General features: G+C 71.6%; 25 protein-coding genes. 4 read left to right on the top strand and 21 right to left on the bottom strand.

Going from position 1 to position 26,664, the window contains the following annotated elements; all coding sequences use genetic code 11:
* The first annotated feature begins 9 nt into the window (after nucleotides 1–9).
* Complete coding sequence (locus DZA62_RS03795) at nucleotides 10–1,008, top strand: LacI family DNA-binding transcriptional regulator (RefSeq protein ID WP_116947393.1); 999 nt, start codon at nucleotides 10–12, stop codon at nucleotides 1,006–1,008.
* 21 nt (nucleotides 1,009–1,029) lie between these two features.
* Here the strand turns inward: DZA62_RS03795 and DZA62_RS03800 are convergent, their stop codons facing one another.
* The 6 genes from DZA62_RS03800 to DZA62_RS03825 all read right to left on the bottom strand — a co-directional run bounded on the left by DZA62_RS03800 (nucleotide 1,030) and on the right by DZA62_RS03825 (nucleotide 8,134).
* Nucleotides 1,030–1,980, bottom strand: coding sequence for a carbohydrate ABC transporter permease (locus DZA62_RS03800; RefSeq protein ID WP_198663379.1), 951 nt, complete (start codon nucleotides 1,978–1,980; stop codon nucleotides 1,030–1,032).
* Nucleotides 1,977–2,918 (bottom strand): carbohydrate ABC transporter permease, encoded by a 942-nt coding sequence (locus DZA62_RS03805; RefSeq protein WP_116947394.1) that lies wholly within the window; start codon nucleotides 2,916–2,918, stop codon nucleotides 1,977–1,979. Before DZA62_RS03805 ends, DZA62_RS03800 begins: the two co-directional genes overlap by 4 nt.
* 5 nt (nucleotides 2,919–2,923) lie before the next feature.
* Nucleotides 2,924–4,309, bottom strand: a complete 1,386-nt coding sequence (locus DZA62_RS03810; protein ID WP_116947395.1) for an extracellular solute-binding protein — start codon at nucleotides 4,307–4,309, stop codon at nucleotides 2,924–2,926.
* Between the two features lie 116 nt (nucleotides 4,310–4,425).
* Nucleotides 4,426–5,712 (bottom strand): enolase C-terminal domain-like protein, encoded by a 1,287-nt coding sequence (locus tag DZA62_RS03815; RefSeq protein ID WP_116947396.1) that lies wholly within the window; start codon nucleotides 5,710–5,712, stop codon nucleotides 4,426–4,428.
* Nucleotides 5,709–6,653: an NAD-dependent epimerase/dehydratase family protein gene (locus DZA62_RS03820; RefSeq protein ID WP_116947397.1), complete on the bottom strand. Its 945-nt coding sequence runs from the start codon at nucleotides 6,651–6,653 to the stop codon at nucleotides 5,709–5,711. The genes DZA62_RS03815 and DZA62_RS03820 overlap by 4 nt, the downstream gene beginning before the upstream one ends.
* A 578-nt stretch (nucleotides 6,654–7,231) precedes the next feature.
* On the bottom strand, nucleotides 7,232–8,134 hold the full coding sequence (locus DZA62_RS03825) for a sigma-70 family RNA polymerase sigma factor (RefSeq protein WP_116947398.1): 903 nt from the start codon (nucleotides 8,132–8,134) through the stop codon (nucleotides 7,232–7,234).
* Between the two features lie 75 nt (nucleotides 8,135–8,209).
* Here DZA62_RS03825 and DZA62_RS03830 point away from each other — a divergent pair, with 75 nt between their 5' ends.
* Nucleotides 8,210–10,396, top strand: coding sequence for an MMPL family transporter (locus DZA62_RS03830; RefSeq protein ID WP_198663380.1), 2,187 nt, complete (start codon nucleotides 8,210–8,212; stop codon nucleotides 10,394–10,396).
* 68 nt (nucleotides 10,397–10,464) lie between these two features.
* Here the strand turns inward: DZA62_RS03830 and DZA62_RS03835 are convergent, their stop codons facing one another.
* From DZA62_RS03835 to DZA62_RS03855, 5 genes are all read right to left on the bottom strand, one after another.
* Nucleotides 10,465–11,517: an ABC transporter permease gene (locus DZA62_RS03835; protein ID WP_116947400.1), complete on the bottom strand. Its 1,053-nt coding sequence runs from the start codon at nucleotides 11,515–11,517 to the stop codon at nucleotides 10,465–10,467.
* Complete coding sequence (locus DZA62_RS03840; RefSeq protein WP_116947401.1) at nucleotides 11,514–12,578, bottom strand: ABC transporter permease; 1,065 nt, start codon at nucleotides 12,576–12,578, stop codon at nucleotides 11,514–11,516. Before DZA62_RS03840 ends, DZA62_RS03835 begins: the two co-directional genes overlap by 4 nt.
* Complete coding sequence (locus tag DZA62_RS03845; RefSeq protein WP_116947402.1) at nucleotides 12,575–14,119, bottom strand: sugar ABC transporter ATP-binding protein; 1,545 nt, start codon at nucleotides 14,117–14,119, stop codon at nucleotides 12,575–12,577. The genes DZA62_RS03840 and DZA62_RS03845 overlap by 4 nt, the downstream gene beginning before the upstream one ends.
* Nucleotides 14,120–14,135: 16 nt before the next feature.
* Nucleotides 14,136–15,140, bottom strand: a complete 1,005-nt coding sequence (locus DZA62_RS03850) for an ABC transporter substrate-binding protein (protein WP_116947403.1) — start codon at nucleotides 15,138–15,140, stop codon at nucleotides 14,136–14,138.
* Nucleotides 15,141–15,272: 132 nt separating this feature from the next.
* On the bottom strand, nucleotides 15,273–16,295 hold the full coding sequence (locus DZA62_RS03855) for a LacI family DNA-binding transcriptional regulator (RefSeq protein ID WP_116947404.1): 1,023 nt from the start codon (nucleotides 16,293–16,295) through the stop codon (nucleotides 15,273–15,275).
* Between the two features lie 214 nt (nucleotides 16,296–16,509).
* Here DZA62_RS03855 and DZA62_RS03860 point away from each other — a divergent pair, with 214 nt between their 5' ends.
* A complete protein-coding gene (locus tag DZA62_RS03860) occupies nucleotides 16,510–17,307 on the top strand; it encodes a M23 family metallopeptidase (protein WP_116947405.1) in 798 nt (265 codons plus the stop codon).
* 12 nt (nucleotides 17,308–17,319) lie between these two features.
* Here the strand turns inward: DZA62_RS03860 and DZA62_RS03865 are convergent, their stop codons facing one another.
* Complete coding sequence (locus tag DZA62_RS03865; RefSeq protein WP_157987457.1) at nucleotides 17,320–17,661, bottom strand: hypothetical protein; 342 nt, start codon at nucleotides 17,659–17,661, stop codon at nucleotides 17,320–17,322.
* Between the two features lie 38 nt (nucleotides 17,662–17,699).
* Here DZA62_RS03865 and DZA62_RS03870 point away from each other — a divergent pair, with 38 nt between their 5' ends.
* Nucleotides 17,700–18,149 (top strand): GntR family transcriptional regulator, encoded by a 450-nt coding sequence (locus DZA62_RS03870; protein WP_157987458.1) that lies wholly within the window; start codon nucleotides 17,700–17,702, stop codon nucleotides 18,147–18,149.
* A 90-nt stretch (nucleotides 18,150–18,239) separates the two neighbouring features.
* Here DZA62_RS03870 and DZA62_RS03875 read toward each other — a convergent pair whose 3' ends face one another.
* From DZA62_RS03875 to DZA62_RS03915, 9 genes are read right to left on the bottom strand one after another with little or no spacing between them, the layout of a single operon-like run.
* Nucleotides 18,240–18,938 (bottom strand): GntR family transcriptional regulator, encoded by a 699-nt coding sequence (locus tag DZA62_RS03875; RefSeq protein WP_198663381.1) that lies wholly within the window; start codon nucleotides 18,936–18,938, stop codon nucleotides 18,240–18,242.
* Nucleotides 18,939–18,978: 40 nt separating this feature from the next.
* Entirely contained in the window at nucleotides 18,979–19,317 is a 339-nt protein-coding gene (locus DZA62_RS03880) for an L-rhamnose mutarotase (protein WP_198663382.1), read from the bottom strand.
* Nucleotides 19,314–20,309 carry an aldo/keto reductase gene (locus DZA62_RS03885; RefSeq protein ID WP_116947409.1) on the bottom strand — a complete coding sequence of 332 codons (996 nt, stop codon included), beginning with the start codon at nucleotides 20,307–20,309 and terminating at the stop codon, nucleotides 19,314–19,316. Before DZA62_RS03885 ends, DZA62_RS03880 begins: the two co-directional genes overlap by 4 nt.
* A complete protein-coding gene (locus tag DZA62_RS03890; protein ID WP_198663383.1) occupies nucleotides 20,309–21,412 on the bottom strand; it encodes a mandelate racemase/muconate lactonizing enzyme family protein in 1,104 nt (367 codons plus the stop codon). Before DZA62_RS03890 ends, DZA62_RS03885 begins: the two co-directional genes overlap by 1 nt.
* Nucleotides 21,412–22,269: a carbohydrate ABC transporter permease gene (locus DZA62_RS03895; RefSeq protein ID WP_116947410.1), complete on the bottom strand. Its 858-nt coding sequence runs from the start codon at nucleotides 22,267–22,269 to the stop codon at nucleotides 21,412–21,414. Before DZA62_RS03895 ends, DZA62_RS03890 begins: the two co-directional genes overlap by 1 nt.
* Nucleotides 22,259–23,218, bottom strand: coding sequence for a carbohydrate ABC transporter permease (locus DZA62_RS03900; protein WP_408618076.1), 960 nt, complete (start codon nucleotides 23,216–23,218; stop codon nucleotides 22,259–22,261). Before DZA62_RS03900 ends, DZA62_RS03895 begins: the two co-directional genes overlap by 11 nt.
* A 10-nt stretch (nucleotides 23,219–23,228) precedes the next feature.
* The gene (locus DZA62_RS03905) at nucleotides 23,229–24,467 is read right to left on the bottom strand and encodes an ABC transporter substrate-binding protein (RefSeq protein WP_116947411.1); all 1,239 of its coding nucleotides are present in this window, start codon (nucleotides 24,465–24,467) and stop codon (nucleotides 23,229–23,231) included.
* The gene (locus DZA62_RS03910) at nucleotides 24,458–25,297 is read right to left on the bottom strand and encodes an amidohydrolase family protein (RefSeq protein ID WP_232827239.1); all 840 of its coding nucleotides are present in this window, start codon (nucleotides 25,295–25,297) and stop codon (nucleotides 24,458–24,460) included. The genes DZA62_RS03905 and DZA62_RS03910 overlap by 10 nt, the downstream gene beginning before the upstream one ends.
* A complete protein-coding gene (locus DZA62_RS03915; protein ID WP_116947412.1) occupies nucleotides 25,294–26,646 on the bottom strand; it encodes an alpha-L-fucosidase in 1,353 nt (450 codons plus the stop codon). Before DZA62_RS03915 ends, DZA62_RS03910 begins: the two co-directional genes overlap by 4 nt.
* Nucleotides 26,647–26,664 lie beyond the last annotated feature (18 nt).

The following is a 26,664-nucleotide window of genomic DNA, read 5'->3' on the forward strand; positions in this document are numbered from 1 at the left end:
GATGGGCGCATGACAGAGCGGCAGAGTGTGACGTTGAGCGACGTTGCGGCCGTGGCGGGGGTGTCGGTGTCGACGGCCTCCAGAGCGCTCAACGGAACCGGGCGGGTCTCCGCCGAGACCCGCGAGCGCATCGAGGGGGCGGCCCGGCGGCTGGAATTTCGCCCCAACGCGCTTGCACAATCGCTTGCGCTCGGCCGGAGCCGCACGGTCGCCATCCTCACCGACCGGGCGACCAACACGTTCTCGATGCCCGTGGTCATCGGCGCCGCCGGTTACCTGGGTGCGCAGGAGCAGGCGGCGCTCGTGTGCGACGCACGGCTGAACCGCCGCGACATGGCCGAGCGCATCGGCGAGCTGCGGGCCCGGCGCATCGACGGCGTGGTCGTCGTCGGCGACGGGCTACAGGGCCTCACCCGGTCCGTGACCACCGAGTTCACCGTTCCGGTCTCCTACGCGTTCACGCTGTCCGACGACGACGACGACGCGATGTTCATCCCCGACAACGCGGGAGCTGGGCGGATCGCGGCCGAGCACCTGCTCGGACTCGGCCGCACCCGCATCGTCCACGTCACCGCCGCGGGCGACGACATCGCCGTGCGGCAGCGCGCCGACGGGTTGCTGCGCACCCTCGACGCCGCCGGCACCGGCCTGACCGGCGAGGTCCTGTACGGCACCTGGCGCGAGAGCTGGGGGCGCGAGGCGGCACAGCGCGTCGTGGACGAGGCGTGGGACGTCGACGCCGTGTTCTGCGGCAACGACCACATCGCCCGAGGCGTCGAGAGCGCGCTGGTCGCGGCCGGGCGCAGGGTGCCCGACGACGTCGCGCTGATCGGCGTCGACAACTGGGAGGGGCTGATCCTCGACCAGAGCACCCAGCACCTCACCACCATCGACGTCGGGCTCGCCGCCATGGGCGAGGCCGCCGCGGCTCACGTGCTGGCCGGCGAGGAGCGGCCGGGCGTCCACTACCAGCCGCCGACGCTGATCGTCGGCGACACCAGCGCGTGACCACACGGGCAGCACGTCCGCTCACTCCTTGATGGCGCCGGCGCTGCCGGCGGCCCGCAGGAACTGACGCTGGAAGGCCAGGAACAGCACCACGGGGATCACCACCGAGATCAGCAGCGCGGCCATGAACACCCCCAGGTCCGTCGACGACTCGATCCTGGGCAGCGCGACGGAGATCGGCTGCAGGTCGGGGTCGGGCAGCACCAGCAGCGGCCAGAGGAAGTCCTTGTAGGCGCCGATGATCGTGAGCAGTGACACGACGCCCAGGATCGGCCGCGACAGCGGCAGCACCAGGCTCCAGAAGATGCGGACCGCGCCCGCTCCGTCGATGCGCGCGGCATCGAACAGCGTCGGCGGGATCGACTGGAGGAACCGCGACACCAGCAGCACGTTGAACGCGCTCGCCGCCGCCGGCAGCCACACGCCCCAGAACGTGTTCAGGAGGTTCACGTTCAGCACGGGCAGGTCGATGACCGTCAGGTACAGGGCGACCAGCGAGATGACCCCGGGGATGAACAACGTCGCCAGCACGGCCGCCGACACGACCCGCGCGTACGCCGGTTTCAGGATCGCGATGCCGTAGCCGCCGGTCATCGCGACGAGCACGCCGAAGAACCACGTGCCCGCGCAGATGATCAGCGTGTTGCGCAGGTAGGTGCCGAAACGGATCGTCGTCCACGCCTCGGTGAGGTTCTCCCAGTGCACGCCGGACGGCCAGAGCCCGAACGGGTCCGAGAGCGTCTCCGTCGACGTCGACGTGGCCGCCTTGAACAGCCAGAACAACGGCCCTGCGCAGGTGACCACCAGGCCCAGCAGGATCAGCACGCCGGCGATCGTGACCGCGACGCGGACGTGCGGGACCTGGCGGTCCATCCCGGAGAGGATGCTGCGCTCGGTGTCGAGTGCCCGGGTGCGTGCGCGGCCGCGCGACGGCGTCGTCGCGCCGGCCGGGGGCGTGCCGATGGTCGTCATGAGGAGCTCCAGCGTCGGGTGGCCCACAGGTAGGCGGCGGAGAGCACACCGAGGGCGAGCGCGAGCAGCAGGCTGAGTGCGGTCGCCCGCCCGTAGTCGCCGGACACGAACGCGTACCGGTAGATCAGCAGCAGGACCGTGAGGCTGCGGTTCTCCGGCCCGCCGCCGGTCATGATGTACGGCTCGGTGAACACCTGGAACGTCCCGATCAGCTGCAGCAGCAGCATGATCAGGAGGATCCCGCGCAGCTGCGGGAGGGTGACGTGCCAGAACCGCCGCACGACGCCCGCGCCGTCGATCTCGGCGGACTCGTAGAGCTCGGTCCGGATCGTCATCAGCGCGGCGAGATAGATGATGACCGCGGTGCCGAAGCTCGCCCACGTCGCCTGCACGACGATCGCCGGGATGACCATGTCGCCGCTGTTCAGCCACTGGAACGGGCCCAGCCCGACCCGGCCGAGCACGGTGTTGAACAGGCCGGCGTCGTCGGGCCGGTAGAACGTCTTCCACAGCAGGACGGCGACCACCGGCGGGATGACGACGGGCAGGTAGGCCAGCACCGACGCCAGGCCGCGGGTGCGCCGCAGTTCCGCGACGAAGACCGCGAGCAGGAGCGGGACGGGGAAGCCGATCAGCAGGGCGATCAGCGTGAACACCGTCGTGTTCCAGACGGCCGTGCCGAGCAGCGGATCGGCGAGCACGCGCTGGAAGTTCTCCAGGCCGACCCATTCGGTGACGATGAAGTTGGTCTGCTGCAGGCTCAGGACGAGGCTGCGAGCGATCGGCCACCACGAGAACAGCGTGAAGCTCAGCAGCAGCGGCAGGAAGAACAGCAGCGTGGTGAGACCGCCGCCGCGGACCCAGGTGACCGGGGTCCGGCGGCGGCGGGCGGTGCCGGTGCGAACCGGCGCGCGCGGCTCGGTGTCGAGGGCGACCATGCGGATCAGCCGGCGTCGATGGCTGCCTGGTGGGTGCTCTGCGCGTCACCGAGCAGCTGGGCGATGTCGGCGTCCTCGCGGGTGAGCACCGCCTGGACGACGGTGTCGAGCGTCGCGTACAGCTCCTGGGCCTTCACCGCGGGCTCCGGGATCAGCGGGACCTCCTCGACGGTCGACAGGTACAGCTCGAAGTTCTCGCGCGGGACGTTGACCTCGGCGGCGATCCAGTCGAGGTACTGGGCGTAGAGCTCGGCGTCGACCACGGGCAGCTCCGGTGCCCCGATCGCCAGCCCGTCGGCGGCCGACGCCTCGGCGTTCGCGACGGCGACGGTCTCGTCGGTGTACTTCTGGAAGTGGTAGAAGTCGATCCACTCGAGCGCGGCCGCGATCTCCTCCGGCGTCGCGCGCGGGTTCACGACGGCGATCGTCCCGCCGCCGAGCGTGCCGATGCCGTCGTCGGCCTGCGGCAGCGGCGCGACGCCGAAGTCCTCGGCCGGCATGCCACGGTTGACCACCATGTTCGAGTAGTTGTCGGCGCCCTGCACCAGCATGCCGACCTGGCCCGACGCGAAGGCGTTCACGGCGTCGTCGTAGTTGAGCAGGAAGTTCGACCCCATGGCGTCGTCGTCCCAGCGAAGCGAGCGGTAGAAGTCGAGCACGGACTCGGTGGCCGGGTTGTCGACCGTCGCCGTGCCGCCGTCGTCGCTCTCCAGCGTGCTGCCGAACGCGTAGGACATGGTGGTGAGGATCCAGCCGCCGGTGTTGTCCAGCGTCATGGTCGCGAACCCTTGGGCGTCGGTGCCGGCGTCGATCGCCTGCGCGGCGGCCCGGACGTCGTCCCAGGTCTGCGGCGGTGCGTCGGGGTCGAGGCCGGCCTGCTCGAACAGCGAGCGGTTGTAGAGCAGCCCCATCGTGTAGGCCGCGATCGGGACGCCCCACACGCGGTCCTCGCCGTCGGTGACGACCTCCATGACGGTGGGGCTGAGACGGTCGAGGGCGTCGGTCTCACCGAGGTGGTCGGTCACGTCGGCGACCTGCCCGCGGCTGATCAGTGCGCCGATCTCGGTGAACGGCACCTGCATGACGGTGGGCATCGTGCCGCCGGCGAGCATGGCCTGGAAGGTGTCGGCCTCCCACTCGATCTCCTGCGCCTCGACGGTGATGTTCTCGTGGTCGGCGGCGAACTCGTCGAGACGGCGCTCGAACGCCTCTCGTTGTTCGGGGAACTCGGTGGTCGGCATGTTGCTCACGCTGATGGTCACCGGGGCGTCCGGGTCGGCCGGTCCGCCGCCGGAGCTGGGCTCGGAGTCGTCGCCGCAGGCGGTGACCGAGAGCGCGGTGGTGAGCGTGATCGCGAGGGTGGTGGACAGCCGTACGTAGCGCCTCGTCATCGAGACTCCTTCGAGTGGACCCGGAACTCTCCGTCCGGGTGGTCGGCCGGTCTGACGTCACGCGGAGAGGGACGCGCTACCACCTCCCGGGTGCGTCGCGTGGTCCTGGCTGCGTGTCATGGCGCGATCAGCCCGCCGTCGAGCCCGCGCACGCCGGCCGCCCACGCGTCGTGGCCGCTCAGGCCGGCGGGGAACCTGGCGGCGGCGCTCTCGTCGAGGTCGATGCCCCAGCCGGGCGCCTCGTTCGGGGTCAGCCAGCCGTTGCTGATGCGCAGCGTGCCGGGGAACACCTCGTGTACGGCGTCGGCGTAGACGTGGCCCTCCTGGATCCCGAACGCCGCCGACGTGACGTCGAGCGCCACGTTCGCGGCGGCGCCGACCGGCGACGTGTCGCCGGGGGAGTGCCATGCGGTGCGTACACCGACGAGCTCCGCCGCGGTGGCCAGCTTGCGGGCCGGCGTCAGCCCGCCGATCGCGGAGACGTGCGAGCGGATCAGGTCCACGCCGCCGCCCAGCACCAGCCGGGTCGCGTCGGTCATCGACGTCGTCAGCTCGCCGACCGCGATCGGCACCGGCGACGCGCGGCGCACCTCGGGCAACGCGTCCCAGTGCTCGGGCGCCAGCACGTCCTCGAGGAAGAACAGCCGGTACGGCTCCAGCGACCGCGCGAGCAGCACCGCCTGTTTCGGCGTCAGCCGGGAGTGCACGTCGTGCAGCAGCGCGACCTCGTCGCCGAGCCGCTCCCGCGCCGCGGCGAAGAGGCCGGGTGTGGTGCGCAGGTAGTGGTCGACGCTCCAGCCGCGCGGGAACGGCGCACCCGTGAGCGTGTCGCCGTCGAGTCGCGGGCTGCCGTACGTGCCGAGCCCCGGCTGCGACACCTGCAGCCGGATGTGCCGCCAGCCGGCGGCGACGTAGCGCTCGGCGTCGTCGAGCGCGCTGCCGACATCCGGGCCGGCCGCGTGGATGTAGGTGTCGGCGGCGGCGCGGACCTTCCCGCCCAGCAGCTCGTGCACGGGACGGCCGGCCCGCTTGCCGGCGATGTCCCAGAGGGCCTGGTCCAGGCCGGAGATCGCGTTGTTGCCGACCGGCCCCTCACGCCAGTAGGCGGAGAACCGCGCCAGCCGGGTCAGGTCCTCGATGTCGCCCGGGTAGCGCCCGATGACCAGCCGCGCGAGGTGCTCCTCGACGTAGGTCGCGACCGCCTTCCACCGCTGGGTGAACGTCGCGCAGCCCAGGCCGTACAGGCCGTCGTCGGAGGTGTCGACCCGCACCACCACCAGCGGGATGCCTTCGGGTGCGGTGACGATCGCGCGCACCCCGGTGATGCGCACGTCCTCGGGGGCGTCCCAGGGCGCGGCGAAGGCGGGGTCGCTCGGGGCCGGATGCGAGACGGTCGCGGTCACGGAGTCACTCCTGCGGTGGTCGGGGCCGGTTCGGGGGCGTCGGACGGAACGTGCACGGAGTAGCGCGGGGTGAACCCCAGCGCCGTGCTCGCCCGGGTGGTGTCGATCAGGCTGCCGCGGCCGGTGATCGACCGGCGGCGGGGGACGTCCGGCGCATAGGCGTCGAGGAGTTCGCCGGAGTCGGCGTCGATCAGCGTGTCGCGTGCCGAGACACCGACCACCAGGGAACCGCTGACCGGGGCCGTCAGCGCGGCCACGACGGCGCCGACCGCGTCGCGCAGATCGAGGTAGGACCAGCCCTCGCGGACCAGTTGCGCGTTGCCCGGCTCGCGGCCGGCGCGTTCGGCGAACACGCGCAGCTCGTGCCATGCGTTGACGTGCGGGAAGCGGAGCGCCACGACCGGCAGGCCCCAGTGGCTGGCGACCATGCCGGCGGTCAGCTCGTCGCTGTACTTCGACAGGGAGTACCAGTCGTCCAGCTGCACCGGGACGTCCTCGTCGATCGGGTAGTAGGCGGTCGAGACCGCGTGGTGGTTCATCGGCACGCCGAAGGCGTTGATGCTGCTGGCGATGACGGCGCGGCCGATCTGCCCGCCGGTCGCCGCCTGGGTGAGGACGTTGAAGGTCGCGCCGGTGTTCGTCCGGTAGACGTCGTACGGGCGGGCCAGGTCGCGGTGCGCGATCGCCGCGAGGTGCACGACGGCGTCCGCGCCGTCCAGCGCCTCGGCGACGTCGGACTCCGCGGTCGCGTCGCCGGTCACGACCCGGTCGGCCTGCGACGGCGCCGCCCACGACATGGACAGCGCCGTGATCCGCACCCCGAGTCCGGTCAGCGCCTCCACCACGGCCCGGCCGATCTTGCCGTCCGCGCCGGTGACGAGGACCCGCCCGGGCAGCGGCGCCCGTGCTCCGGCAGCGAATCCCGATGGCCCGTTCGTCACCCAGTCCTCCGATCTGCCGCACGGTCGCCCGAGTTGCGGAAGCGCTTGCGCACGGCAGTCTGGACCCGGTGCCACCAAGCTGTCAAGGGTCGAGATCGAGTCGCCTGGGGCGTTGAACAAGCGTTTGCGCAGACCGGCGTATCGCCCGCGGAACGCGGCGCCCACCCGGACGGGAGCTCACCCGACGGTCACGAGCCCGGCCGCCTCCGCGGCGACGCGCGCCGCCCGCCTCGGCGTCGACGACGTGCCGGCAGGCCAGTGGTGAAACGCCTGGGACGGGAAATCGTCGGCGATGACGCGTGGCGTCGCCGAGGTGGTTGGTGCGGCGTCGTGCACGTAGCGGCCGGTTCGCCGGGGAGCTGCGACGGTTGGCCGTCCCCCTGCTGCCCATCTTCTGACGCCGCGTGCGCCCGCCTCACGTTCGCGCTCTCCGGTGTGGGCTCGGCTCTCCCGGCGATCTGGGGTCCTTGCCTAGTCGTGTGTTCGCTCTGCGAGGCATGCACGCCTGATGGTGCGGGAGAACGCCTGGTGAGGTGGCGGATCGTTGATGATCATCGGCCACGTGTGGTGGCGCCCGGTCAGGAGCGGGCACCCGGCACGTGGGTGAGCTTGTCCGGATTGCGCACGCCGTCGATCGCGGTGATCCGGCCCGCGTCGACGGTGAAGGCGATCACCGTCAGCACACCGTCGCCGTGACGGACGGCGATTCCGGGGGCTCCGTTGACGTCGGCGGCGTGCACCTCGAGGTCGGCCCGGCCGTAGTGCAGCAGCGCCGACGCGACCCGGCCGGCGCCGTGCACGATCCTCGGCAGCGTCGAGACCTTGCCGCCGCCGTCGCTGCGCAGGACGACGTCCGGGTCGAGCAGTGCGATCAGCCCCGGCAGGTCGCCCTGCCTGCAGGCGGCCATGAACGCGTCGACCAGCTCGCGCTGCTCCGCGCCGGTGGCCGGGATCCGCGGCCGCGCGCCCTCGACGTGACGGCGGGCCCGTGAGGCCAGCTGCCGCACGGCCGCCGGCGACCGCCCGACTACGTCGGCGATCTCCGGGAACGGCATGCTGAACACGTCGTGCAGGACGAACGCCGTGCGCTCGGCCGGCGAGAGCTGCTCGAGGACGACCAGCAGGGCCATGCTCACCGACTCGTCGAGCGTGACGCGGTCGGCCGGGTCGTGTTCACGGGCCTCCACCAGTGGCTCCGGCAGCCACGTCCCGACGTACTGCTCGCGCCGGGCCCGCGCGCTGCCGAGTGCGTCGAGCGCCAGCCGGCTGACGGTGGTGGTCAGCCAGGCGGCGAGGTCGCGGACGGCGCCGGGGTCGGCCAGCCCGCGCAGCCGCAGCCACGCCTCCTGGACGCAGTCCTCGGCGTCGGCCAGCGAGCCCGTCATCGTGTAGGCGACCCGCAGCAGCCGCGGGCGGTTGGCCTCGAACGACCGCGCCAGTAGCTCCTCGGTCGCCAGCGGGTCCCGGTCCGTCACTCCCATGTCCGGTTGACGACGCGGCCGCCTGCACTGTGACACGCCGATGTCACACCTCGCCGGGCTGCGTCGTCAACAAGCATGACGCTGCCACAGCTGAACCGAGAAGAAGAGACCACGCCGCCACCCGAGCGGCCGGGGGTGTTCGTCCGCCTCGCGGGGTTCGCGCATCGCCGCCGCCGGCTGGCACTGGTCCTGTGGGTGGCCGTGTTGGCGGGGGTCTGGGCGATCGCGTCGATGGCCGGCGACGACTACCGCAACGACGTCTCGATGCCCGGCACCGAGTCGCAGGCGGCGGCCGACCTGCTGGCCGAGCACGGTGCCGCGCGGGCCGGCGACACGCTGCAGATCGTCCTGCACGCCGAGAGCGGCCTGCGGACGCCGGGTGTCGAGGAGCGCGTCGCGGCGCTGCTCGACGAGGTCGCCGGCCTGCCGCGGGTGGACGGGGTGGTCAGCCCGTACGACGACGCGGCCGCCGTCGCCGCCGACGGCACCATCGGCTACGCCACCGTCATGCTCGACACCGCGTCCGACGACATGCCGGTGGCCGACACCGAGCGCATCCTCGAGACCGTCCAGGCAGCCGAGGGTGACGGGCTGCAGGCCGAGCTGGGTGGCGACGCGGCCCGGCTACTGGCCGAGGCCGAGACAGGCGTCGGAGAGATGGCCGGTCTGGTGGCCGCGCTGGTGATCCTGGTGTTGATGTTCGGCACCTTCATCGCCGCCGGCCTCCCCATCATGATCGCCCTCTTCGCGGTCGGCTCGACGGTCGGCATCATCGTCCTGGCGTCGCACGTCTTCACGATCGCGTCCTGGACGCCACCGATCATGTTCCTCGTCGGCCTCGGCGTCGGCATCGACTACGCGCTGCTGATCTTCGCCCGCTTCCGGGCCGAGCTCGTGCGCGGCGTCGCACCGGAACGGGCCACCGTCACGGCCATGGACGCCGCGGGCCGCTCGGTGTTCTTCGCCGGCTGCACCGTCATCCTGGCGTTGCTCGGCCTCACGGCCCTCGGCCTCGGGTCGATCCAGGGCATGGCGCTGTCGGTGGCGCTGACCGTGCTGATGACGATGCTCGCCTCGCTGACCCTGCTGCCCGCGCTGCTCGGCATCTTCGGCAACCGCTTCGCCCGCCAGTTCACCGCGCGGGCCGAGAAGCGCAAGGCCAGGGGCAAGGCCGAGGACGGCGAGGGCTGGCGCAGGCTCGCGGCGGCGGTGCAGAAGCGCCCGCTGGCCGCACTGGTGGGGGCGGCGGTGCTCCTCGGCGCCCTGGCCTTCCCGGCGCTGAGCATCCGCCTCGGCTTCAACGACGCGGGCAACGACCCGAGCGACTCCACCGCCCGGCAGGCCTACGACCTGCTGTCCGACGGCTTCGGCCCCGGGTTCAACGGGCCGCTGCTGATCGTGACCGACGGCGGTGACGGCAGCGCCGAGGAGGCCGCCGCCGCGGCGGCGCGGACCCTGGGCGAGACCGAGGGCGTCGCGGCCGCCGCGGACCCGATTCCCACCCCGGACGGCGAGGCCGCGACCGTCCTCGTCTACCCCGCTTCGTCGCCGCAGGACGAGGAGACCACGGAGCTGGTCGCCACCCTGCGCGACGACGTGCTGCCGGGGCTGACGGCGGAGAACGGCGCGGAGTACCTCGTCGGCGGGGCCACGGCCGCGTCCGAGGACTACGCCGGCAAACTCGGCGACCGGATGCCGCTGTTCATGATCATCGTCGTGGGGCTGGCGATCGTCCTGCTGATGGCGGTGTTCCGATCGGTCCTCATTCCGTTGAAGGCCGCGTTCCTGAACCTGCTCAGCATCGGTGCCGCGCTCGGCGCGATGAAGCTGGTCTTCCAGGACGGCGCGCTGGGCTTCGAGGGCGGCCCGATCGAGGCCTACGTGCCGGTGATGATCTTCGCCATCGTCTTCGGTCTCTCGATGGACTACGAGATCTTCCTGATCTCGCGGATGCACGAGGAATGGGTGCGCGCGGGGGAGAAGGATCCGTCGCGCGCCGTACGGGAGGGCCTGGCCCACACCGGCGGCGTGATCACAGCGGCCGCCTCTATCATGATCGTGATCTTCGCGGCCTTCGTCCTCAGCCCGCAACGGCTGCTGCAACAGACGGGCTTCGCCTTCGCGGTGGCGATCTTCGTCGACGCGGTCATCATCCGTTGCATGATCGTCCCCGCGGCCATGCAACTGCTCGGGCGGCGGGCCTGGTGGCTGCCGTCGCCGCTGGCCCGGCTGCTGCCGAAGGTGCAACTGGAACGCGGCTGAAGGTCGTCAGGACCGCCACCCGGGCGTCGTGGAGCCGCTCGGGCGGCCCGCACCTCGCGCTCGCCCGGCTACCCGGTCTCCGACCGGCGCCGGGCGAGGACGCGCTGCAGGATGACGAAGACCAGCAGGATGCCGCCGGTGATGATGGTCGTCATCTCCGGGCGGATGCCGCCGTCGCGGGTGATGAGGACGTTCATCAGGCCGAGCACCAGGGCGCCCACCACCGAGCCGAGCACGAACCCGGTCCCGCCGGTGAGCAGTGTGCCGCCGATGACGACCGCCGCGATCGCGTCCAGCTCCCAGCCGATGCCGGTGATGTTCTGGGCGCTGCCCAGCCGCGAGGTGTAGACGACGGCGGCGATGCCGGCGAGCGTCCCGCTGATGACGTAGATGCCCAGCTTGGTGGCCGGGACCGGCAGGCCCATCAGCGTGGCCGACTGCTCCGAGCCGCCGATCGCGTAGACGGTGCGGCCGAACCGGGTCCGGTGCAGCACGAGGAACCCGAGGACGACGATCACGATGGCGGCGACGACGCCCGGCGTGATCACCAGGTCGTTCACCTTCTCGCCGTCGATGATCTTCAGCTGGGTGGCCAGATCACGGATCGCGGAGTCGTCGGCCAGCCGCTCCGGGACGGTGCTCAGCATCGACGCGAGCCCGCGGGCGAGGAACATCGTCGCCAGGGTGGCGATGAAGGGTTGCACCCCGAAGTACTGGATCAGCACGCCCGAGATCAGCCCCAGCACCGAGCCGATCAGCACCATGACGAGCACGGCGGCCATCGGATGCCAGCCCGCGTTGGACAGCATGACCCCGGCGACACTGCTGAACGCGATGACGGCGCCCACGGACAGGTCGATGCCGCCGGTGAGGATCACGAACGTGAGCCCGACCGCGAGGATGATCAGGTGCGAGTTGTTGACCAGCAGGTTCGACAGCGTGTTGAACTGCACGATGCGGCCGTACGCGGCCTCGCCGTAGATGATCATGCCGACGAAGATGAGCAGTGCCGCCACCGTCGGCAGTGCGCTGAGGCGCGCGCCCAGCCGGTCGGCCAGCGAGGGGCGCGACGGCGTGGGGCCGGGTGCGGACCCGGTCGGCGGTCGAGTCGTGACGGTCATGCCGCAACGGCCTCCTTCTGCGACTGCGCCCGGAGGGCACGGCGGTGTCGGAACAGCGACCGGACGCGCTCGGACTGCAGCAGGCAGAGCACGACGATCACGATGGCCTTGAACGCCGGTGTGGCCGAGGCCGGGATGCCCAGGAACACGACCGTCTTGTCCAGCGTCGCGATGAGCAGCCCGCCGATCACGGCGCCGCCGATGGAGAACTTGCCGCCGGCCAGCGACGTCCCGCCGATGACGACGGCGAGGATCGCGTCCAGCTCCAGCTGGTAGCCGGTGCGCGACACGTCGACCGTCATGACGCTGGCGGTCGCGAACACGCCGGCGATCCCGGCCAGCAGGCCGCTCACCGAGTAGACGGTGAGCTGCAGGCTGCGCCGCTTCACGCCCGCGAGCCGGCTGGCCCGCGAGTCCATGCCGATCGCCTCCAGCATGAGCCCGAGTGCACTGCGCCGCACGAGCAGCCACACCAGCGCGACGATGGCGATCGCGAGCAGGAACACCACGGGCACGCCGACGACGTAGCCGTTGGCCAGCCAGGCGAACGAGTCGTTGTCGGCGGTGGTGTTCTGCCCGCCGGTGATGACCTTCGCGATGCCCCGGCCGGCCAGCATCATCACCAGCGTGCTGATGAACGGCTGCAGCCCGACGACGGAGACGAGGAAGCCGTTCACCGCGCCCAGCGCGGTCGCGATGCCCAGCGCGATCGCCAGCGTCAGCGCCGCGTTGCCGGCACTGCCGTCCATGCCGCGCAGCAGCTCCATCGACACCGCGCCGGCCACGACCATGATCGAGCCGACGGAGAGGTCGATGCCGCCGGTGGCGACGACGAGGCACATGCCGACGGCGATCATCAGGATCGGCGCGGCGGCGCGCAGGATGTCGATGAGGTTGCCGGACAGCCGCCCGGTCTCGCCGTTGTAGCCGACGGAGAGGTACCCGGGGTCGGCGACGACGTTGATCGCCAGCAGGGCCGCGATCGCGATGACGCCCCAGAACGCCTGGTTGCGCACGATCGCTCCGCGCCCGGCGGCCAGCCGCGCGGCCAGGTCGCTCATTCGGAGTCACCTTCCTCGTCGTCGCCCTCGTCGGCGATGACGGCGACGATGGTCTCCGCCGTCACGTGCGGGCCGTTCTCCAGCTCGGCGAGTTTGCGGTGGTCCTTCATGACGATGATGCGATCGCTGAGCCGGACCACCTCCTCGAGCTCGGAGGAGATGAACACGACGGCCACACCCTTGGCGGCCAGCGCGGCGACGGCGGCCTGGATCTCCGCCTTGGCGCCGACGTCGATGCCGCGGGTGGGCTCGTCGAGGATGAGCAGGTCCGGCTCGGTGGCCAGCCAGCGGCCCAGTAGCACCTTCTGCTGGTTGCCGCCGGAGAGGAACTTGATCGGCCGCTCCGGGTCGGCCGGCCGGACGTTCAGCTCGGTCAGGTACTTGCGGGTGAGCGCGTCCTGCTCCTTGCGCGACAGCGGCCGGAACCAGCCGCGCTTGGCCTGGACGGCGAGCACGAGGTTCTCCCGGACGCTGAGGTCGCGGATGATCCCCTCGTCGCGCCGGTTCTCGCTGGAGAACGCGATGCGGTGCGCCAGCGCGGCGGTCGGCGTGTGGATGTCGGTCTTCCTGCCGCGCAGCCACACCGTCCCGCTGTCCGGCCGGTCGGCGCCGTACAACAGCCGGGCCAGCTCGGTCCGGCCGGAGCCGAGCAACCCGGCGAGACCGAGCACCTCGCCCTGGTGCAGCTCGAGGTCGGTCGGCTCGGACGAGCCCTTGCGGCCGAGGTCCTCGGCCTTGAGCAGGGGCTCGCCGCGCGGCTCGTAGTGGTGCGACTGCCGCTCGCTGCCCAGCGAGCGCAGCGTCGCGAAGTCCTTGCCGATCATCTTCGAGATCAGCGTCGTGCGGTCCAGCTCTCGGGTCGGGTATTCGCCGACGAAGCCGCCGTTGCGCAGGACGGTGATGCGGTCGCTGATCGCGTAGACCTGGTCGAGGAAGTGCGTGACGAACAGGATCGCGACGCCCTGGTCGCGCAGCTTGCGGATGACGGTGAAGAGGTTGGCCACCTCGTTGGCGTCCAGGCTGGAGGTGGGCTCGTCGAGGATGAGCACCTTCGGCCTGGTCACCATGGCCCGGCTGATCGCGACCAGTTGCTGGATGGCCAGCGAGAGCGTGGCGAGCGGGCGGCGCAGGTCCAGCTGCTCCAGCCCGAGCGTGGCCAGCACCTCGGCCGCCGCTCGGTGCGTCGCCTTCCAGTTGATGCCGAACGGGCCGCGGACCTCGTGTCCCAGCATCACGTTCTCGCCGATGGACAGGTTGGCGCAGAGGTTGACCTCTTGATAGACGGTGGCGATCCCGGCCGCCTGGGCGTCGGCGGTGCCGCCGAAGCGGCGCTCCTCCCCGGCGACCAGGATCTGCCCCTCGTCGATCTTGTAGACCCCGGTGAGCGCCTTGATCAGGGTCGATTTGCCGGCCCCGTTCTCGCCCATGAGGGTGTGCACTTCGCCCGGGAACAGGCGGAAGTCGACCGCGTCGAGGGCCTTGACCCCGGGGAACGAGATCGAGATGCCGGTCATCTCGACGATCGGTGGCGCTCCGGTCATGACGGCTCCAGAGTCCTCAGTACTTGCGGCTGGGCAGCGCGGCCGTCGCGGCCTCCGGCGAGTCGAAGGTCTCGCTCGGCACGATGATGTACGGCTCGACCTCCTCGCCGTTGAGCACCTTGTCGACGACCTCGAGCAGCGTCTCGCCGAACAGCGGGTTGTACTCGGCGACGAAGCTCAGCCGGCCCTCGGAGAGCGCTTCGAGCGCCGGCTTCGTGCCGTCGATGGTGGCGATCTGGACGTCGACACCCGGCGTCAGCCCGGCCTCCTCGACCGCGATCGCGGCGCCGAGGCCCATCTCGTCGTTCTGTGCGAACACGATCTGGATGTCGTTGTTGTTGGCCCGCAGAACGGTCTCGAAGACGCTCTTGGCTTCTTCGGTGGACCAGTTGGCGGTCTGCGCGCCGATCTTCACCAGGTTCGCGGCCGAGCCGACGGTGTCGTCCCAGCCCTTGTTGCGCTCGTTGACGACGGAGACGCCGGCCGGGCCCTCGAGCACGAAGTAGTTGGCGCCGTCGGGGAACGCGGAGACGGCCCACTCGGCCACCGACGTGCTGACCTCGTAGTTGTCCGGCGCGATCCGGGTGACGTAGAGGTCGGTGTCGTCCGGCTCGATGCCCCGGTCGACGAGGATGACCGGGATCTCGGCCTCCTGGGCGCGGCGCAGGGAGTCCTCCCAGCCGGCGCCCTCCGTGGCGGACAGCAGGATGACGTCGACGCCCTCGTCGACGAACGACGTGAACGCGTCGATCTGGGATCGCTGGTCGAGGTTGGTCGCGGGCGCGTACTTCAGCTCGAAGCCGGCCTCCTCGGTGAACGTGTCCTGGACGTTCGCCTCGTTCGCCTGGCGCCAGCCGCCCTCGGGGCCGACCGCGACGAAGCCGACCGTGACGACGTCGTCGCCTCCGCCGTCGCCTCCGCTGGTGCTGGTGTCGTCGTCGCCTCCGCCACATGCGGCGAGACCCAGGGTGAGTGCCCCGGCGACCGCGAAGGCCCGTGCGACTCGTGCGGTGCTGCGCATCGATCTCCTCCTTGAGACCCGTGCCTTCCGGCGTGGTTCGTGGGGGTGTCTACGTGGACATATCGGGAGAACGGGCGAGATGTTACCGGGAACACGCAGGCCATGCAAGATGTGAAATTGTACTGTTTGACGTCACATACTTCGAGGCCCGGCGGTCGACTCGCGCACGATGAGCTCCGGTGCAATCCGCGAGCGCCGCTCGGTGCTGCCGCCCTCGAGCGCGGCGACGAGGATCTCCACCGCGAGCGCGCCGAGGGCGTGGAAGTCCTGCCGCACCGTCGTCAGCGTGGGCAGGAAGTGCCGCGACACGGGCAGGTCGTCGAAGCCGACGACGCTGACGTCCTCGGGGACGCGGATGCCCCGGTCGCGGAAGCCGTGCAGGATGCCGAGCGCCATCTGGTCGTTCGCGGCGAAGATCGCGGTGAACGGCGGCAGCTCGTCGAAGGCGACGGCGAACTCGTAGCCGGAGTCCGCCGACCAGTCGCCGACGAACGCCGGCGGGATGTGTAGTCCGGCCTTCTTCAGATGGGCGTGCCAGCCGCGCTCGCGCGCCCGGGCGTCGAGCCAGTCCAGCGGCCCGGCGACATGCGCGATCTCGCGGTGGCCGAGGTCCATGAGGTGCTGGACGGCGAGTGTGGCGCCCAGGCGCTGGTCGACCGAGGCGGTGAGGAAGTTGGCGTCGTCGTCGGCCTTGACGATCAGCGTCGGCAGGCCCTCGGTCAGCTCGCGCAGCACGTCGACGGAGGACGCGCGCGGCGCGATGACGCAGAGGGCGTCGATGCCGTGCGCGGTCAGGTAGGCGACCGCCTCGCGTGGCCGCACGCCGTCGTCGTCGGGAGAGGCGGCGACCGAGCTGACGGAGTAGCCGGCCTCGCGCGCGGCGTGCTCGACGGAGCGCAGCGTGCTGTCGGGGCCGATCTCGACCGGCCGGTCGACGATGACGCCGATGCGCCGCGACTTGCGCGTCGCGAGGGCCCGGGCGGCGCTGTTGCGCTGGTAGTTCAGCTCCTCGACGACACGCAGGACCTTCTCGCGGGTCTCGGGGCGGATGTTGGGGTGGTCGTTGAGGACGCGGGAGACGGTCATGTGCGAGACGCCGGCGAGGGACGCGATAGACCGCAGGTTCGGCTTGTCCTCCGAGCTCCCGGCGCTCATCTTCCCCTCCCACGCTCTGCACGGAACACGCGGCGGCACGGTGCCGGGACTCCGGCCGACGCCGGTCTGATCGTACGTCTCGGCGCCGTGACGTTACCGGGAACATAGCCTGCGCGACAATCCCGCGCCGTTTCGCCGCGCGCTGACATATGTCATGACCTCTTGCTCAGTTACTCACGAATCCGCAGCTCATTGCGTTGTTAGGCTCGCAGCCATGCGGGTTCTCACGTGGCTGCACGGCCCGGCGTTCGCGACCGGCGCCGTCGCCGTCATCGTCAATCGGTCGGGTCTCGGGCCGCTCTGGTACACCGGGGCCGGCCTGCTGCTGTTCGGCCTGATCGCGCGCTGGCTGTCGACACGCGCGCAGCGGCCGCGCAGCGGGGCCGAGCCCGCGCCCGTCGCCATCGGGCTGCCGCTGGCCGGGCGGTGGACCGCGCTCAACGGGCCGGAGACCAAGGTGCCCAGCCACACGCACGCCCTGGCGCAGACCTACGCCATCGACCTCGTCCTCCGGCCGGCGCCGGACCCGGTCTGGTTCCTGCCGATCGCCCGCCGGCCCGACGCCTACCCGGCGTTCGGTGCGCCGCTGCTCGCCCCGGCCGACGCCCGCGTCGTCATGGCCGCCGACGGGCAGCGCGACCACCTGACCCGCACCTCGCTGCCGGGGCTGCTGTACCTGTTCCTCGAGGGCTTCGTCCGCTCGCTCGGCCGGCCCCGGCACCTGCTCGGCAACCACGTCGTCCTCGACCTCGGCGACGGCGTGCACGCGGTGTACGCCCACGCCCGGCGGGGATCGCTGCGGGTGGCGCCCGGCGACCGGGTCGTCGCCGGCCAGCCGCTCGCGGAGTGCGGCAACTCCGGCAACTCGTCCGAGCCGCACCTGCACTTCCAGCTCATGGACGGCCCGGACATCGCGACCGCCCACGGTCTCCGCTTCACCTGGCGGTACCAGGACGGCGACGGCGTCGCCCGCGACGGTGTCCCCGCCGACGGGTCGACGATCGCCGCATGAGCCCGGCCGGGCTCAGACCTCGCTCTCCACGGCGTGCGGGTCGACGACGTGGGCGCTCTCGTCGCCCGCCGCGACGACCCGCTCCGGCCGGAAGCCGGTGAGCAGCGACGGTGAGGTGCCGGTGACGATCTCCTCGGCGGCCAGCCGCCCCATGACGGCGCTCAGCATGGCGCCGCTGTGCATCGTCATCATGTAGAGACCGGGGACGCCGTCCCCGTAGCCGACCTCGGGCAGGCCGTCGAACGGGTAGGGCGGGACGGTGATGCGCACGCGCTCGCCCTGCGTCCGGGCCGGGTCGATGTCGGCGACGCCGTGCGCGCCCGATGTCGAGACCGAGACGCCCACATCGCTCATCAACGGCCCGTTGCGGCTGCCGGCGGCGTGGGAGCCGGGTGGCGGTGCCGTCACGGGGCGCGCTGCGGGAGTCGTACGAGGTCCGCATCGCCGTCGAGTGCGACGCCGCCCGGCTGGCGGCGGAGCGGTCCGCGCCCGAACCGGAGCTGGTCGGACCGGCCGACCTCGCCCGCCGGTCGGTGGCCCGCGCCGAGGCACCTGACCCCGAGGGCTTCTGGGAGCTCGACCGCGAGTTCCATCCGTACCTGGCCGGTCTCAGCGGCAACGCCCGGCTGCGTGCCGTCGTCGAGGACGCCGTCGACCTCGCCTGGATCCTGCGCCGTCGCGACTCCCCGGCCGCCGAGGCCGCGGTGGGCTGCGCCCGTCAGCACCTGGGCGTCCACGAGGCGGTTGCGACAGGCGACCCCGCGCGGGCCGAGGCAGCGATGCGCGAGCACCTGACCCAGGTCCAGGACCTCGTGCTCGCCGCGTTCACCGCGCCGCTCTGACGCCGTACCTCCCGAGGCGTTCTCCCGCTTCCCCAGGAATGCATGCCTGGGGGAGCGGGAGCACCCCTCCTTGACGTGATCATTTCCGGGTCAGTCGTCGACGTGCGGGGCCATGCGGGCGTAGGAGTGCTCGATGTGGTCGAGCATGGCGGCGGTCGCGGCGTCGGCGTCGCGGCGGCGCAGCGCGTCGAGGACGGCCTCGTGCTCGCCCGAGGTGTCCTGCTCGATGCCGTGCTTGAAGTACAGCCGGTACAGGTGCAGGTGCGAGCGCAACCGGACGACCGCCTCGGCGAGCAGGTCGTTGCCGGAGTGTTCGGCGATGATGCGGTGGAAGTGGGCGTCCTGGTCGGCGAAGTCGCGGTAGTCCTGGTAGCGGCTGCCCTCGTCCTGCGACGACGACGCGCTGGAGCGCATGTCGTCGGCCAGAGCCTTCAGGGACGCGACCGTCGCCGGGGTCATCCGGCCGGCGGCCAGTCCGGCGGCCGCCGGCTCCAGGATGCGGCGCATCTCGAACAGCTTCCGCAGCCCTTCGGCGTCCAGCAGCGGCGCCGCCGTGTACCCGCGCAGCGGCCGCTTGACCACCAGGCCTTCGGACTCCAGCCGGGCCAGCGCCTCGCGCACCGGCGTGGGGGACACGTCGAAGTCGCGGGCGATGCCGTCGATGCTGACCTTGGCACCCGGCTCGATCCGGTGATCCATGAGCAGGCCGAGGATGACGTCGTAGACGTCGTCGGCCAGCGCCCGCCGCTCGGGCACGAGACGTGCCGCGTGATCGGGGCCGATGGTCACAGCATCATCCTAACGAGACGAAGATCGGGAACGGTCCTGCTCAACCGGCCTGTCGCTGCCGGCCGAGGTCCCACACCCGCGGCAGCGGGGCGGGTGCGTCGTCGCCGCCGCCGAGGAAGTGGCCGACGAACCGGCCGATGTGCGCCTGCCAGCGCACGTTCGCCGGGTCGTCGGCCAGCGCCCGCATGGCCGCGTCGAAGTCGTCGCACTCGACCAGGTGGAACAGCCGGTCGCCGACCCGCCAGATGGTCCACTCGTGGATCCCGAATCGGGCGAACGACGCCACCAGGTCGTCGGGGATCCGCTCGTGCTCCCGGTCGTAGTCCAGTTCGCTCCCCGGTCGCAGCACGGAGTGCAGCGCCACGCGCATTCGTGTCATCCCTTCACCTCGGCGTCGATGGGCACGTCGGCCCGCAGCAGGCCGGCGTCGATCAGCTCCGCCCAGACGTCCGGGTCGACGGGCTCGGCGGCCAGCGCGGCGTTCCGGGTCACCTGCTCCGGCGACTCCGCCCCCAGCACGACGGTGGCGACCGCCGGGTGGGCGAGCGGGAACCGCGCCGCCAGCACGGGCACCGTCGTGCCGTACCGCTCGGCGACCGCGGCGATCCCGAGGACGCGGCGGACGACGTCGCCGGTGGCCGGCGCGTAGTCGTAGCGCGCCCCCTGGGCCGGCAGCGGCGTCGCCAGTATGCCCGAGTTGAACACGCCGGCGGCGGCCACCGACACGCCGCGCTCGACGGCCAGCGGCAGCAGGTCGTCCAGCGCGCTCTGGTCCAGCAGCGTGTACCGGCCGGCCAGCATGACGACGTCGAGGTCGGTGTGCCGGACGAAGTCCGCGAGCATCGCCGACTGGTTCATCCCGGCGCCGTAGGACCGGATCACGCCCTGCGACCGCAGCTCCTCCAGCGCCGGGAACGCGCCGTCGAGCGCCTCGCGGTGGTGGTCGTCGGGGTCGTGGACGAGCAGCAGGTCGACGCGGTCGAGCCCGGTGCGCCGCAGCGTGTCCTCCAGCGAGCGGAGCACGCCGTCGCGGGAGTAGTCGCGCACCCGCAGCCGGGTCGCCGGCACGTCGAACAGCTCGGCGTCGCGCTCGCCGGCGTACGCCTCGTTCGGCACGATCAACCGGCCCACCTTGGACGACACGACGATCTCGTCGCGCGGGAAGCCGGCCAGGCTGCGGCCCAGCCGTTCCTCGGCGAGGCCGAGCCCGTAGTGCGGCGCGACGTCGAAGTACCGGATGCCCGCCGACCACGCGGCCGGGACGCACCGCGGCCACACGTCGGCGGGCAGTGCCTGGTACAGGTTGCCGAGCGCGGCGACGCCGTACCCGACCGGCCCGACCCGCAGCCCACCCCGTCCGAACGCGCGCATCAGGCCACCCGCAACCCGTCGAGCGCGTCCACGTCCCAGGCGATGCCCAGCCCGGGTTCCGACGGCGCCACCGCGTCGCCGTCGGCGATGGCCATCTCGGCCGTGGTGACGGCGCGCAGCTGCGGGATGTGCTCGACGTACAGCCCGTTGGGGACCGCGCAGGCCAGCGACACGTGCAGTTCCATGAGGAAGTGCGGTGCCACCTGGACGTTGAACGCCTCGGCCAGGTGTGCCACCTTGAGCCACGGCGTGATCCCGCCGATGCGCGCGACGTCGACCTGCACGATGCCGGCCGCCTCGGCGGTGAGGTACTCGCGGAACTGGCCCACGGAGTACATGCTCTCGCCGACGGCCACCGGAATGGTCGTCGATCGCGCCAGCCGGCGGTGTCCCGCGACGTCGTCGGCCGGCAGCGGCTCCTCCAGCCAGAACAGGTCCAGCGGCTCGAACAGCGCCGCCCGCCGGATCGCCTCGGCCGCCGTCATCGACTGGTTCGCGTCGACCATGAGGTGCAGGTCCGGGCCGACGGCCTCGCGCACGGCCCGCAGCCGCTCGGCGTCCTCACCGGCGTGCGGCTTGCCGACCTTGACCTTCACCCCGCGCAGCCCGCGCCGCTTCGCCTCGGACGCCTGGGTGACCAGCTCGTCCGGGGTGAGGTGCAGCCAGCCGCCCTCGGTGTCGTAGAGCGGGACGCGCGGCCGGGCACCCCCGGCGGCCACCCACAGCGGCAGCCCGACGGCCCGGCAGCGGGCGTCCCAGACGGCGGTGTCGACGGCGGCCAGCGCCAGCGCCGTGATCGGGCCGACCGTCGTCGCGCGGGTCGCCGCGTAGAGCGTCGACCACACGTCCTCCGGCCGGCCGGCGTCCAGGCCGACGAGCAGGCCGAGCAGGCTCTCGCGCAGCAGGCTGAGCACAGCCGCGCCACCGGTCCCGATCGTGTAGCTGTACCCGGTGCCGGTGACGCCGTCGGCCGTGCGCACCGTGACGAGGATCGTCTCCTGTTTGACGAAGGACTGGACGGCGTCGGTGCGCACCGTCTCGACCGGGACGTCGCACAGCCAGGCCTGCGCCTCGACGATCCGCAGCGTGTCGCGTGTGGTCACTAGCGTCCTCCGAATCCACCCATGCTGACGCCCTTCATCAGCTGCCGCTGGAGCAGCACGACGATGAAGAGCGAAGGGACGACGGCGATGGTCGACGCCGCCATGACGAGGTTCCACTGCGTGCCGTGCTCACCGGTGAACATCGTCAGGCCGAGCGGCACGGTGGCCTTGTCCTGCGTGTTGATGACGATGAGCGGCCACAGGTAGGAGTTCCAGTAGCCGATGAACGAGAACACCCCGAGCACCGACAGCGGCGCCCGCAGCTGCGGCAGCAGCACCGACCACAGCGTCCGCACGCGCGAGGCGCCGTCGATGCGGGCCGCCTCCTCGTACTCGACCGGGATGGTGAGGAAGAACTGCCGCATGAGGAAGGTGCCGAACGCGGTGAACGCGAACGGGATGATCAGCGCCGCGTAGGTGTCGACGTACCCTGCCTCGTTCATCATGATGAACAGCGGGACGACGAGCACCTCCTGCGGCAGCACCAGCGTCGCGACATACAGCAGGAACAGCCGGTCGCGGAAGCGGAACCGCAGCCGCGAGAACGCGTACGCCGACAGCACCGCCACCACGACCGACAGCGCCGCGCCGGCGATCGCCACGAAGAACCCGTTCGCGATGAACCGGCCGAACGGCACCAGCGTCCACGCGTCGGAGAAGTTCTGCCAGCGCACCTCCGACCCGAGCGCCGACCCGCTGAACACCTCGTTCGACGGCTTCAGCGCGGTCAGGAACATCCAGATGAACGGGAACGTGAACAGCAGCGCGACGGCGGCGACGGCGGCGGTGTTCAGCCAGGTCAGCGTCGTGCGGCGACGGTGTGCGCGGCGCCGCGTGGCCAGGGCCTCACTTGTCATAGTTCACCCACCTGCGCTGGCCGGCGAACTGGACCGCCGTCACCAGCATGACGACGACGAACAGCATCCAGGCGATCGCCGAGGCGTAGCCGAGCCGGTCGAAGGAGAACCCGTTCCGGTACAGGTAGAGCACCAGCGTGTTCGTCGACTCGCCCGGCCCGCCCTGGGTCAGCACCTGCGCCTGCACGAACACCTGGAAGGCGCCGATCATCGTCATCGTCGATGCGAAGAACAGCGACGGCGAGATCATCGGCAGGATCGTGTAGCGCAGCCGCTGCCAGGGGTTGGTCCCGTCGATGCGGCTGGCCTCCAGGATCTCCTTGGGGATCGCGGTCAGCCCGGCCGTGATGACGACGACGTTGTAGCCGAAGGACTGCCACACCGACATCGCGATGACCGCAGCCAGCGCGAACCGGGAGTCCGACAGCCACGACTGCCCCTCGATGCCGACGCCGCCGAGCGTGCTGTTGAGCACGCCGTCGTCGGACAGCATCAGCCGCCAGACCAGCGCGTTCGCCACCATCGGCGTGATGACCGGCAGGAAGAACACCACCCGCCAGATCCCCGCGCCCTTCATCCGGGTGCCCAGCCACAGCGCGATCGCGATCGCCAGCGCCAGGTTCAGCGCGGTGTAGACGAACGCGAAGACCAGCGTGTTGGTCAGGGCGGTGAAGAACGCCGGGTCGCCGAAGAGCTTCGTGTAGTTGTCCAGGCCGATGAAGACCGGCGTGCCGAACAGCGGCCACTCGTACAGGCTGATCAGCGCCGATCCGGCCAGCGGCACGACGATGAACAGCAGGAAGCCCAGCAGTCCGGGCGCGAGGAACAGCCCGGCGACCGCGCTGTCGTCGCGCCGGCGCCGCGTCCGCCGTGCCGTCGCCGGCCGGCCGCCGCCGTGCGGGTCCGGGGCGGACGGCGGGGCTGCCGCCGTCCGCGCTCCCGTCGTCACTTCCACGCGATCAGCCGCCGACCGAGTCCTGGATGGTCCGCAGGATCTCCTCGGCGCTGCGCTGGCCGCGGTAGCCCTCGACGCTGTACTGCGTCATCAGCGTCTCGACCTGGTTCCAGGTCGGCGTCGTGACCTGCGCCGTCGCGTTGCCGAGCAGTGCGGTGACGACATCGGCCGCGCCGGGGGCCTTGCCCTCGGCCCAGGCCGGCAGCGCCTCGGCCCGCGCCGGGACGATGCCGCGGGACGCCGCGAGCGACTCCTGCACGCCGGTGGAGGTCAGCGCGACGATCGCCTCGAACGCGTCGTCCGGCCGGTCGCAGTTGGCGGCGATGCCGAAGCCGGACCCGGCGGTCATGCCGTGCGGCCGGCCGCTCGGCGAGGGGACGATCGTCACGCCGAGGGTGAAGTCGGCCGCCTCGTCGAACGTCCCGTACATCCACGGTCCCTCGATGAGCATGTCCACGTCGCCGCTGGTGAACGCCTGCTGGGCGACGTCCGCGGCGTCGGCGGCGTTCGGCGGGTTCGCGATGCCCTCGACGGCGACCAGGTCGAAGTAGTCCTGGAGCTGTGCGACGAAGTCGGCGTTCGTGAGGTCCAGGTCGCCGTCGCCGTTCAGCCAGGACGCATCACCGGCGGTGGCCCATGCGGCCGGGATGAACATGCCCGGCGTGACGGCCAGCGCCTTGTGGTCGTCGGTGGTCAGCGCCGTCGCGTCGGCGAGGAACCGCTCCCGCGAGTATTCCGGGCCCGGCGGGGTGAGACCGGCGGCGGTGAACGCGTCGGCGTTGTAGAACAGCACGACCGGCTCGGCGTCGTACGGGATCGCCCGCAGCGAGTCGTCGACCGTCATGCCCTCGAGCATCGACGGGTCGACCTCCGACAGGTCGAAGTCGTGCTTCTCGACCAGGTCGTCCAGCGGCATCAGCAGGCTGCTCAGCTCCTGCGCGCGGGCCGCCTGCGTGGTGAGCAGGCAGGGCGTGTCGTCGCCGGAGAGCCGGGTCTTCACCTTGGTCCAGTAGTCGGCGAAGCTCGGTCCCTCGATGGTGACGTCGAGGTCCGGGTCCTCCTTCTGCGCCTCGCTGACGAACGACTCCCACTGCTCACGGTCGCTCTGGCTGCTCACCCAGGTGTAGAGCTGCAGCGGGCCGCCGGTCGTCGACGTGCTGTCGTCGCCACCGCCGCAGGCCGTCAGCGTGACGGCGAGTCCGGCGACGGCCGCGACCGTCGTGGTCAGGTGTCTCACGTGCATGGCTTCCTCCGTTGGAAGTAGACGCGGCGAGCGGTGTCCGCGAGGACCGCCTGCTGGTCTGTGTCGGTGAGCTGCCGGGTGGCGTCGAGCGCGACGTCCAGGACGTCGGCGTAGCTCGCGGCGAGCGTGCAGACCGGCCAGTCGGAGCCGAACATCGTCCGGTCCGGGCCGAACAGGTCGATCACCTGGCGGGCATAGCGGACGACGCCCTGCTCCCGCCAGCGGGCCGGGTCGGCCTCGGTGACCAACCCGGAGATCTTGCAGCTGACCTGAGGAAACGTGGCCAGCTCGGTGAGGCCGGCGAGCCAGCCGGACCAGTCGCCGGACGCGATGGCCGGCTTGGCCGCGTGGTCGACGACCAGCTGGAGGCGCGGCTCCGCCCTCGCCAGCTCGAGCGCGGCCGGGACCTCGCGGCCGCGGATCAGCAGGTCGAAGGGGAGTCCGCGGTCGCGTAGCGCCGCGAGCCCGCGGCGGACGTCGGGGCGCAGCAGCCACCGCGGGTCCGCCTCGTCGTGCGTCTGGTGCCGGACACCGGCCAGGCTCGGGTGGGCGAGCGTGTCGTCGACGTCCGGCGCCGTCAGGTCGGCCCAGCCGACGACGCCGGTGACCGGGTTGGCGTCGTCGGCGGCGACGTCGAGCAGGTCGCGGGTCTCGCCGGCGTCCGCGACCGCCTGCACCACCACCGTCGCCGTCACGTCCGTGCCCGTGAGGGTGGCGGCGAGGTCGTCGGTGCCGAACCGGCGGCGCAGCGGCGCCGCCGGCCCGGTCATCCAGGGATACGGCCGGACGGCCGGGTCCCAGAGGTGGTGGTGCGCGTCGACGATGCTCACGCGAACTCCACGGCCACCACATCGATCAGCGCGCCGGTCGGGTCCGGCGCGGGGATGCGGATCTCGCCCAGCGGCTCGGCGGTGTCGTCGCCGCTGACCTCGTGCACCTCGAACGCCACCTCGTACGGCAGGGCCGCGCCGGAGCCGACCAGCCGGACGTTCGCGACGCGGCGCACCGGCAGACCGCGCACGACGATCTCCTCGACCGGCCGGTTCACCAGGTGCAGGTAGACGACGCCGTCGCGGGCCGTCGTCGGGCCGTAGAAGTCGACGCCGGTGGTCGGGACGGTGCCGACGACGGCCTCGGCGTGGCCGGCCAGCCAGCCGCCGATCGCGTCGAGCCGTTCGGCCTGCTCCTCGACCAGGCTGCCGTCGCCGCGCGGGCCGACGTTGAGCAGCAGGTTGCCGCCGCGGCTGACCACCTCGACCAGGCTGACGGCGAGCGAGTGCGCGGACTTGTTCTTGGTGTCGGTGGGACGGTAGCCCCACATCTGGCCGATCGTCAGGCACAGTTCCCAGGGCCCGTCCGGCGCCGTCAGCGGGAAGGCCTGCTCCGGTGTCCTGTAGTCGCCCTGTCCGGGCAGCCGCTCGTTGATGACGACGTCCGGCTGCAGGCTCTTGATCAGCCGGCGCAGACCCGCGGCGTCCCATTCCTCGGGGGAGCGCTCCCACTCGCCGTCGAACCAGAGCAGGTCGACGGTGCCGTAGTTCGTCAGCAGCTCGGTGAGCTGGCCACGCAGGTGGTCGAGGTAGCGGGCCCACTGCTCCGGGGTCGAGCGGCGGTGCCGGTCCGAGGCGACCGGCTTGCCGGCATTCTCCGGGCGCCCGGCGGCCGGCCAGTGCTCGGCCGGGTACGGGCGGTCAGCGTCGGTGAACGCGGGGTAGTCCGGGTGGTGCCAGTCGGAGAGGCTGTAGTAGAAGCCGACCCGCAGACCCTCGGCCCGCACGGCGTCGGCGTACTCGCGCACGATGTCGCGGCCGAACGGGCCGTGCTCGACGCCGAAGTCGGAGTGCTTGGTGTGGAACATCGAGTAGCCCGCGTGGTGGCGGGTGGTGAAGACGACGTACGTGGCCCCGGCGTTCTTGGCCAGCCGCGCGAGCTCCGTGGCATTCCAGCGCCGAGGGTCGAACGTGGGGGCGCTGGACTGGTACTCGTCCACCGTCACCGGATCCTCGGGCTCGTCGACCCCGGGGATGATCGAGCGCCCGACCAGCGGCCAGGAGATCTCGATGCCCTGCTGACTGGCGTGGTCCCAGTGGACGAAGATGCCCAGTCCGGCTCCGGTGAACCACTCGCCGCCGGGGATCCGCGCCGGTTCACGGACGATGCTGCTGATGGGGTCGGACACCGAGCCTCCTCCTTGAAG

The sequence above is a fragment of the Jiangella endophytica genome (assembly GCF_003427025.1).
GTDB classification, from domain to species: domain Bacteria; phylum Actinomycetota; class Actinomycetes; order Jiangellales; family Jiangellaceae; genus Jiangella; species Jiangella endophytica.